Source organism: Bifidobacterium pullorum subsp. saeculare (assembly GCF_016899725.1).
GTDB lineage: Bacteria > Actinomycetota > Actinomycetes > Actinomycetales > Bifidobacteriaceae > Bifidobacterium > Bifidobacterium pullorum_C.
This window is the reverse complement of the sequence record NZ_JACLYU010000032.1, coordinates 1-9,545: the sequence shown is the minus strand read 5'-3', so window position 1 is coordinate 9,545 and position 9,545 is coordinate 1. Positions and strand designations below refer to the sequence as shown.

3 protein-coding genes and 1 pseudogene are annotated in these 9,545 nt (G+C 68.0%); 2 read left to right on the top strand and 2 right to left on the bottom strand.

Features of this window, described 5'->3' with window-relative positions; genetic code table 11:
• Positions 1-126: pseudogene (locus H7U32_RS09005) on the bottom strand (histidine kinase dimerization/phosphoacceptor domain -containing protein); the annotation flags it as partial.
• 84 nt (positions 127-210) lie between these two features.
• Here H7U32_RS09005 and H7U32_RS09000 point away from each other — a divergent pair.
• Positions 211-1,749, top strand: a complete 1,539-nt coding sequence (locus tag H7U32_RS09000; RefSeq protein ID WP_306452364.1) for a sugar porter family MFS transporter — start codon at positions 211-213, stop codon at positions 1,747-1,749.
• A 125-nt stretch (positions 1,750-1,874) separates the two neighbouring features.
• Here H7U32_RS09000 and H7U32_RS08995 read toward each other — a convergent pair whose 3' ends face one another.
• On the bottom strand, positions 1,875-3,695 hold the full coding sequence (locus H7U32_RS08995; RefSeq protein WP_204469740.1) for an AMP-dependent synthetase/ligase: 1,821 nt from the start codon (positions 3,693-3,695) through the stop codon (positions 1,875-1,877).
• 310 nt (positions 3,696-4,005) lie between these two features.
• On the opposite strand from H7U32_RS08995, the gene H7U32_RS08990 reads away from it, so the two are divergent.
• Positions 4,006-8,295: an ABC transporter ATP-binding protein/permease gene (locus H7U32_RS08990; protein WP_204469739.1), complete on the top strand. Its 4,290-nt coding sequence runs from the start codon at positions 4,006-4,008 to the stop codon at positions 8,293-8,295.
• Positions 8,296-9,545 lie beyond the last annotated feature (1,250 nt).

Here is a 9,545-nt window from a genome sequence, read left to right as displayed (position 1 = left end):
CTCGGACTTGGTCTTGCGGGCCTGCAGGCGCAGCAGCGCGGAGACGGCCTGCAGGTTGTTCTTCACACGGTGGTGGATCTCGGAGATGGCGGCGTCCTTGGTCTGCAGCTCCTGGTCGCGGCGCCGCGCTGTGAGCGCTCTCTATCACGGAGTCATTGGCTTTGCTCGCATCCCGGCCTCGACACGCCAGCGCCACAGCCGGCGTTGTCAATGTTTTGCGTTAGCGCTAACATACTTTCCGGCGGAAATATTCCGTCCGAAAACGGATGCCTGCCTGGGTGTGCAGCCGAATGTATCATCCGGGCGACAGACAAGGCAGTCGCTGCATCGCACATGCAGTTTTTCCGAAAGAAGAGTGATATGACAGCATCGACATCCGCACCTGCTGCGCAAAAGCAGGGGTCAATGAAATACGTCGTCATTCTGGCGCTGAGCGCAGGCATGGCCGGCCTGCTGTATGGCTATGACACCGTGAGCATCTCCGGCGCCATCGAGTTCCTGCGCCAGGCGTACGACCTATCCTCCGGCATGCAGGGCCTGGTCATCTCGTCCATCATGATCGGTGGCGTGATCGGCGTGGGCTTCTCCGGCTTCCTCGCCGACCGCATCGGCCGCCGCAAGGTGCTGCTCATCGGCGCTGCCCTGTTCTTCGCGGCGGCGCTGTGGTCCGCCTTCACCTACAGCCCGGGCACGCTGATCGCCGCCCGCATCATCGGCGGCCTCGGCATCGGCCTGGCCTCCGCCCTGGCCATCACCTACATCACCGAGTGCGCTCCGGCCAAGTACCGTGGCACCCTGAGCTCCGCCTACCAGCTGCTCACCATCCTCGGCATCTTCCTGACCAACGTCATCAACTTCTGGATCGCCGGCATGGGCGACCTGAACTGGGGCATCAACGCCGGCTGGCGCTGGATGCTCGGCATCGGCGCCCTCCCCGCGGCCATCTTCTTCATCGCGCTGTTCCTGTCCCCGGAGTCCCCGCGCTTCCTGATCCAGTCCGGCAAGGAGGAAGCCGGCTTCAAGCTGCTGGAGAAGATCGGCGGCACCGAGGAAGCCCACCGCGAGCTCGAGGAGGTCAAGGCCTCCATCGAGCGCGATAAGAACGGCAAGCTCTCCGACCTGTTCCGCAAGCCGCTGCTCATCCCGTTCCTCATCGGCCTGCTGCTCGCCACCTTCAACCAGCTCGGCGGCCAGAACGCCGTCTCCTACTACGGCCCGACCATGTTCAAGGCCGCCCTGGGCAACGACATCCCGAACGTCGAGTTCCTGTGCTCCTCCCTCGTGGGCCTGGTCGAGCTGCTCTTCACCTTCGTGGGCATGTACCTGATCGACAAGGCCGGCCGTAAGCCGCTGCTGGTCTCCTCCGCCGCCGGCATGGGCGTGTTCGCCGCCGTCATCGCCTTCGCCTTCGCCGCCAACATCGGCTGGCTCGTGATCGCCGGCGCCTGCGGCTTCATCGCGTTCTTCGCCTTCGGCCTCGGCCCGGTGACGTGGGTGATGATCCCGGAGCTTTTCCCGACCTACATGCGCGGTCGTGCGTCCGGTCTGTGCACCGTGCTGCTGTGGGGCATCAACTTCTGCGTCGGCCAGTTCACCCCGATGATGTTCGAGGGCATGGGCGGCACCGGCACGTTCATCTTCTGGATGGTCATGGACTTCCTCGGCGCCATCCTGATCTTCAAGTTCGCTCCCGAGACCAAGGGCAAGACGCTGGAGGAGATCCAGGCCCTGTGGACCAAGAAGAACTGAACTGACTGATGCGTGGCGCCAGCCGCCACGCGGCAACGGACACGGGCCCGTGGCGCCATTGGCGCCACGGGCCCGTCGCATTGCCGCGCAAGACAGCCGCCCCCGGATGGATGGGCGGGCGGCCGTCAGCGGTGGTCGCCGTAGAGGTCACGGGCGATCACGTCGGCGAACACGCGGTTCACGGCCGGCCGCACCACCTTGAGGCTCGGGGTGAGGCAGCCGTTGCCCTGGGTGAACTGCTCGGGCAGCACCACGAACTTACGCACCGACTCGGCGCGGCTCACCGTCGCGTTCGCGCGATCCACCCACGTCTGGATCTCGTCGTGGATCGCCGCGTTCGCCGCCACGCGGGCCATCGGCGTATCCTCCGCCAGCCCGTGCGCCGGCAGCCAGCCGGCCAGCGCCTCCGGGTCGAGCGTCACCAGCGCGCCGATGAACGGCCGCTGGTCGCCCACCACCACGCAATGCTCCACAATCGGGCATTTGGCGATCTCCTCCTCCAACGGGACGGGGGAGACGTTCTTGCCGCCGGCGGTGATGATGATGTCCTTGATGCGGCCGGTGATGGTCAGGCGGCCGTCGTCGTCGATCGAGCCGAGGTCGCCGGTGTGCAGCCAGCCGTCCGGGGTGAACGCCTCGGCCGTTTTGTCGGGCAGGTTGTGGTAGCCGCGGAACACGTTCGCGCCCTTGACCTGCAGCTCCCCGTCCTCGGCGATGCGGATGGACGAGCCCGGCGCCGGCTGGCCCACGGTGCCGATCCGGTTGTCATGCACGCGGGTGACGGTGAACGGGGCGGCCGTCTCCGTCATGCCATAGCCCTGGATCATCGGCAGGCCGATGCCGGCGTAGAAATGCGCCAGGTCGGCGGACAGCGGCGCCCCGCCGCAGGCCACGAACTTGATGTTCGGACCCAACGCGCCGCGCACCGCGCGGTACACCAGCGCCTCGTAGGTGGCCCGCTCGGCCACCTCACGGGCGGTGTGCGCCTCGCCGGCCTGCTCCTTGCGGCTCCAGACGCGCGCCGCCTCCGCGGCCTTGGCGAACAGGCGGCCCTTCATGCCCGAGCCGGCCTTCTGCGAGGCCGCGTTGTACACCTTCTCGAACACGCGCGGCACGCCGAGCAGATACGTCGGCTTGAACGAGCGCAGGTCCGGCAGCAGCGTCCGTGTATCCGGCAGGTAGCCGACCACGCCGTGGTCAGAACCCACCGAGCAGTACTGGATGTAACGGGCGAAGCAGTGCGCCAGCGGCAGGAACAGCAGCAGCCGCGGCATGCCCTCGGTGAGCATCTCCGGCAGGCACACGTAGCCGGCGCGCACGATGGACAGGAAGTTGCGGTGCGTCAGCTCCACGCCCTTGGGCAGGCCGGTGGAGCCGGAGGTGTACACGATGGTCGCCAGGTCGTCAGCCTTCACCGAGGCGATGCGCGTGTCCAGCTCCTCGTCCGAGACGGTGACGCCCAGGCCCTCCAGGGCGCCCATCGCGTTCGCGTCGAGCATGAGGATCTGCCTGAGCTCCGGGCAGCGGTCGATCACGGAGTCGAGCCGGTCGAAGCGGGTGCGGTCGTCGGCAATCGCGAGCTTGACGTCCGAGTCGTTGAGGATCCGCTCGGCCTGGGAGGCGGAGTCGGTGTCGTAGATCGGCACGTTCACCGCGCCGATGGCGGCCAGCGCGAAGTCAAGCACCCCCCATTCGAAGCGGGTGGAGGAGAAGATGGCCACCGCGTCGCCCTTGCCGATGCCGAACGCGATGAAGCCCTTCGCCGCCGCGGTGACGAGCCGCTGGAACTCCCCCGCGGTCACGTCCTGCCAGGAGCCGGGGCCAAGCTTCTTCGCCGCGATGACGGTGCCGGTGCCGGTGCGTTCGATGCGTTGGGTGAGCAGGGAGTACAAGGTCTCGTCATCGTCGACCTCGATGGTGCCGGGAGTGGTGTATTCGGTGAGCATGCCGTGGTCCTTCCGCCGTGCCCGGGCAGCGAAGACCCGGGCCTGTGCCGGTGGGTGCGCCGGCGTGCGCCGCCGCACCGCCCACCCTCTAGGTTACGCAGGCGTAACCAGCGGCCGCCTTGTGCGCCGCGTCAAAACCCGCCCCGGGTTTTTGTGCGTTCCCGCAACGCGCTGCCCGCGCGTCTCCCCGCGCCATCCGCGCCGCCTGCGCCGCCCACGTCCGCATCGCGGGATTGCGGGGCTCGGGGGTCTTGTGGCGCGCCGGGATGTTCCTTAGGCTGGGGAGCGTCCTGTCAGCGAAAGGGGCCCCATGTTCGACAAGCGGCTGTTCACCATCGCGCCCGGCCTCGGGTGGCTCGTCGCCGGCAAGGTGCTGACCCAGTGGGTGGGCCTGCTGGCGAACGTGGCCTTCGTCCTCGGTCTGGTGGGGCTGCTGTCGCCCATCCTCGCCGCCGCGGACTCGATCCGCCCCTCCTTCGCCTGCGACGCCGCCTCCCCGGCCGACTGCCCGTCGAGCTACCTCGACCTGGCCGTCGCCGACCCCGCGCATTTCCCCATCCCCGCCCCCGACTGGGCCGTCTTCCTCGCCCTCGTGGCCGCCGCCGTCCTCGTACGCTACCTCATGACCGTGCTCGGCGCGCGCCTGGGTACCGAGGCCGCCGAACGCGTCAAGCTCGCGCTGCGCGAACGCCTCTACCGCAAGATGCTCGCCCTCGGCCCCTCCTACCGCAGCCGCGTCAAAACCTCCGACGTGGTGCAGTCCGCCGGCGAGGGCATCGAGCAGATCCAATCCTTCTTCGAACTGTTCCTGCCGCAGTTGTTCTACGCGGTGCTCGCCCCGATCACCCTGTTCGCCGTCATCCTGCCGGTCAACTGGCCCACGGCCGTCACCCTGCTGGTGTGCGCCCCGCTTATCGTGCTCATCGTGGGGATGGTGGCGATGAGCGCCGCCCGCGTGTTCAAGCGTTACTGGGGCCGCTATACCGACCTGGGCGCCGCCTTCCTCGACGACGTGCAGGGCCTGGAGACACTCAAGGCCTTCGACGCGGACGGGGCCGCCGCACGCCGCATGGACGCCAAGGCCGAGGAATTCCGCCGCATGACGATGGCCGTGCTCCAGATCCAGCTGCGCTCGCTGTCCGCGATGGACCTGGTCGCCTACGCCGGCACCGCGGCCGGCATCGGCGTGGCACTGTGGCAGTATGCGGCCGGCGGCGCCACCGCTCCGCGGATGGGCTTGGCCGCCGTCGCGCTCGTGGTGCTGCTGTCCGCCGACTTCTTCATCCCGCTGCGCCAGCTCGGCTCCTACTTCCATGTGGCGATGAACGGCATGACCTCCACCCGGCGCGTCTTCGCGCTGCTCGACGCCCCCGAGCCCGCCCGCGGCACCGCCGGGCTGCCCGCGGAGGCGGCCGCCGGCGGCATCGCCGTCCGCTTCGACCACGTCGGCTACGCCTACCGCGACGGGGACGGGGGCACCGCGGTGCCGGCGCTTGCCGACGCAAGTTTCCAGGCGCTGCCCGGCCAGGTGACCGCCATCGTCGGCGTCTCCGGCTCTGGCAAATCCACCGCCGCCGCGCTGCTCGCCGGCACCCTGACCGGCTACACCGGGCATCTCGGGCTCACGGCAGGCGACCGGAGCGTCGAACTGGCCGACCTCGACGGCGACGCGCTCGCCCAGACGATCACGCTGGTCGGCGCGCGCAGCCACCTCTTCCCCGGCACCTTGCGCGAGAATCTGCTCATGGCCCGCCCCGGCGCCACCGACGACGAGCTGTGGGACGCGCTGGGCCGCGCCCGCATCGACGACTTCGTGCGCGCCCAGCCCGACGGGCTCGGCATGCGCATCGACCCCGACGCCGCCAACCTCTCCGGAGGCCAGCGCCAGCGCATCGCCATCGCCCGCGCGCTGCTGCATGCCAGCGCCGTGGTCGTCTTCGACGAGGCGACCAGCAGCGTGGACGTCGACAGCGAGACGGCCATCCTCGGCGCCATCCGCGACCTGGCGGATTCCGGCGTCACCGTCGTCATGATCACCCATCGCATGGCCAACGCCGTCGACGCGGACGCCATCGTCGTCTTCTCCCACGGGTGCGTCGTCGAGACCGGCGTCCACGACCGCCTCATCGCGGCCGACGGTGCATACGCGCGCCTCTACCACGCCCAGCAGGCCATCGAATCCATCGCCCATCCCGCGGCCCGGGGCGGGCGCGAAGCCGTCCGCCTGCGCCTCGTCCACGGGCAGGCCGTTGCGGCGGAACCGGCGGGCGAGTCGGCCGAGGCGGCCGGTGCGGCCGGTGGGGTGACGTCGGTCGGCGGATCCGTTCCGTCCGGTGGGGCGGCCGCTCCCGTGCCGGTCGAGGCAGCCGATGCGTCCGATGCGGCCGGCGGGGTGACGTCGACCGGCGAATCTGTTCCGGCTGGTGGGGCGGCCGCTCCGGCTGCCGCTGCCGACGGCGGGGAACAGGGCGCGTTTTCTCTGGCGCTTGTCGGCCGGTTGCTCAGAGAGGCGAGGCCGCTGGCCGGGCTCATGACGGCCGCGGCCGTGGCCGGCACCGTCGGGCACCTGGCGGCCACCTTCCTGCCGGTGTTCGGCATCGCCGCCGCGTTCGCGCTCGCCGGATACCCGGTGTGGGGGCTGAGTACGGTGCCCGCGTGCGCGCTCATGGGGGTGTGCGCCGTGCTGCGCGGCGCGATGCGCTACGTCGAGCAGTACCTCAATCACAACGTGGCGTTCCGGCTGCTCGCGATGTTCCGGTCCAAGGCGTTCGCGGCGTTGCGCCGGCTCGCGCCCGCGAAGGTCGCCGGCAAAGGCAAGGGCGATTTGGTCGCGCTGGTCACCACCGACGTCGAACTGCTGGAGATCTTCTTCGCGCACACCATCTCGCCGGTCGCCATCGCGGCGGCCACCACCATCGTGTATGCGGTCGCGCTGCTCACGCTCAGCCCGGGCATGGCGGCGCTGCTGATTGTGGCGCATCTGGTCATCGGCGTGGCGGTGCCGCGTTTCTTCGCCACCGGTGTGCGCAACCTTGGCCCGGCCATCCGTCACCAAGCCTCCGAACTGGACGACGTGATGCTCGACGACATGCGCGGCCTCGACGAGATCATCCGCTTCGGCGCCGGCGAGGCTCGCGCCGCCGGAATCGTGCGGCGCACCAAGGCGCTATGGCGCGAGCATGCGCGACTGAGCCGCGTCAACGGCTGGTTCTCCGCCGTCGGCGGCGCGCTCGTGGCGCTGCTCACCGCCGCGGCCGCACTGCTGGCCGCCATCCTGGGTATCGGCGAGCCGCGGGCCATCCCCGCGCTTGTGGCCGGGTTCACGCTGATTGCCAGCTCCTTCGGACCCACGCTCGCGCTGTCCGCGCTGCCCGCCAACCTCACGCAGACCTTCGCCTCCGCGCGACGGCTGTTCGCGCTTATGGACGAGGCGCCTGCCGTGGAGGAGACCGGCACGGCCACGCCCGTCTGGAACGGCATGGCCATGCGGCATGCCACATTCCGTTACGGGGCTGGGGCTGGTGTTGCTAGTGCTGGTGCTGCTGGTGCTGCTGACGTCGCTGAGGTTGGGACAGTTGCTGCTGAGGCAGCTGCCGACGACCGAGCTGCTGCCGCCAGGTCGGCTGGCATTGGGGCTGATGTTGCGGAGTCGTCTGCCGGGGCTGCTGGGGCGACGGTGCTCACGGACGTTTCGTTTGACGTGCCTGCGCGCGGCGTGCTCGGCGTGCAGGGACCGTCCGGCCGGGGCAAGTCCACGATGCTCAAGCTCCTCATGCGCTACTGGGATCCGCAGGAAGGCGAGGTGAGCCTGTCTGGCGTGCCGCTGCCGCAGGTCGATGCGCATCACCGCCGCCGCGTGCAGACGATGATGACTCAGGAGACCCACCTGTTCGACGGCACCATCCGCGACAACCTGCTCATGGCGTTGCCCGACGGCGGCTCCGGGCGGACTGGCAGCGACACTGACCGAATTGACGACCAGCTCGGCTCATCCGATAAGGGGGTGCGTCTTGGCGGTTTCGGTCGGTCCGGTGCCAAGGACGTGGATCGGTCTGACCATAGTTTTGACCAGTGTGATGACAAGGCCCCGGGTTCTTCCTGGACTTCCGATGTCGTTACTGATGCCGACCGCCGTGGCCAGGACGCGCTGCTGCGCGAAGCCTGCCGCAAGGCCTCGGTGCTCGACCTGATCGATTCGCTGCCCGAGGGACTCGATACCCCGGTGGGTGAGCTCGGCGACCGTCTGTCCGAGGGCGAGCGTCAGCGTATCGGTCTGGCCCGCGTGTTCCTGAGGGATGCCGACCTGATCCTCTTCGACGAGCCGACCAGCCGCCTCGACGCCCTGAACGAGGCTGTGATCCTAGGCTCCATCGACGCCCTCGCCCACGGCGAGTCCGCGGCACAGAATGTCGCCACGGCTTACAACGGCTTCGCTGCGCAGAACGGCGCCACGGCTTACAACGGCTCTGCTGCGCAGCACGGGTCTGCGGATCACTACGAATCTGCGGAGGCCTCGGGCCACTCCGCCGGTCGCGCCGTCGTGCTGGTCTCGCACCGCGAGTCGGCGATGCGCATCGCCGACCAGGTCCTCGAGGTCTGATTCCCTCGCCTCTCCGTGCCTCCCCCGTCTCCCCACGGCGAACCGTACTCTCGCGTCTGCTTAGCGTACGGTTTGTCGCAGTCTCACGGTCCCTATGCGGCGAACCGTACTCTTACTCGTCGTCAGCGTACGGTTTGTCGTATGGCCCTCGTCTTAGTGCGCCAAACCGTACTCTAACTTGCCGTCAGAGTACGGTTTGGCGTAGTCATGCGGCCTCCGTACGGCGAACCGTACTCTTGCGGTCGTTCACAGTACGGTTTGCCGCGGTCCTGTTGTGTCTGGGTGGTTTTGTGTTTGTGCGGCTGTGCATGGGGCGTCATTTTTGGGTGTGCGGTTGTGTCTGACGTGGTTGTGGGGATGATCCTTAAGCATGCAGCTGTGCATGGTGTGATTATTCGTTGGTGTTCTGAAGGTGGTTTGAGGTTCGTTGGGTCGTCTCGGCCGGGGTATCTCGGTTCGTTGGGTCGTTGTGCGGGGTGTATCTCGGTTCGTTGGGTCGTTGTGCGGGGCGTATCTCGGTTCGTTGGGGCGGATTTTCCGTGCTGCGGAGGTCCATCTGCGTTCGTTGGGTCCTTCGACCAGAGACACCACGGAACTCGAGCCTTGGAATTCCGCCGTTTTGGGGGACTTTCCCAGGCGGGGTATCGCGTCGGAGAGGCCCCAACGAACGCAGATAGACCTCCGCGAAGGCCCGAATCCGCCCCAACGAACCGAGATACCACGGCTATGACGCCCCAACGAGCCGAGATAGCTCACCCATCACGCCCCAACGGGCGCAGATACGTCATTTGTGACGCCCCAACGAACGCAGATGTCGTGTCCTTCATGGTGAACCGTACTCTTGCGCGCCGTCAGAGTACGGTTTGTCGCAGTCTTACGGTCCTCATGCGGCGAACCGTACTCTTAGAAGCGCTCACAGTACGGTTTGCCGTATGGGGAGTCTGGGACTGGACGCTGAGGGGAGCGCTGAGGGTCTGATGCCGGCGTTGGAAGAGAGCGGGGTGTTGGGAGAGTGCTGGGTGTTGGGGAAGCACGGAGCACTGGAAGAGTGTGTTTGTGTTCAATGTTCTTTCGGCAGTGTGAGCATCGTGTTTTCCGCAGGTTGTGCAGCTGGTTTTCCGCGCTTCGGTCATCGTGGTGGCGTGAGGGGGCATGGGTTCGCTTTGCTTGCTGGATTCCCGGGTCGCGGACCATTAGCGGCCTAGGGGCCGGTTGCCGCCGGCCCGGGGAAGGAAAGGACAGCGGCGGAT

Coding starts and splice junctions, on each gene's coding strand:
- H7U32_RS08995 (WP_204469740.1), bottom strand. CDS start 3,695: ATGCTCACCGAATACACCACTCCCGGCACCATCGAGGTCGACGATGAC.
- H7U32_RS09000 (WP_306452364.1), top strand. CDS start 211: ATGTTTTGCGTTAGCGCTAACATACTTTCCGGCGGAAATATTCCGTCC.
- H7U32_RS08990 (WP_204469739.1), top strand. CDS start 4,006: ATGTTCGACAAGCGGCTGTTCACCATCGCGCCCGGCCTCGGGTGGCTC.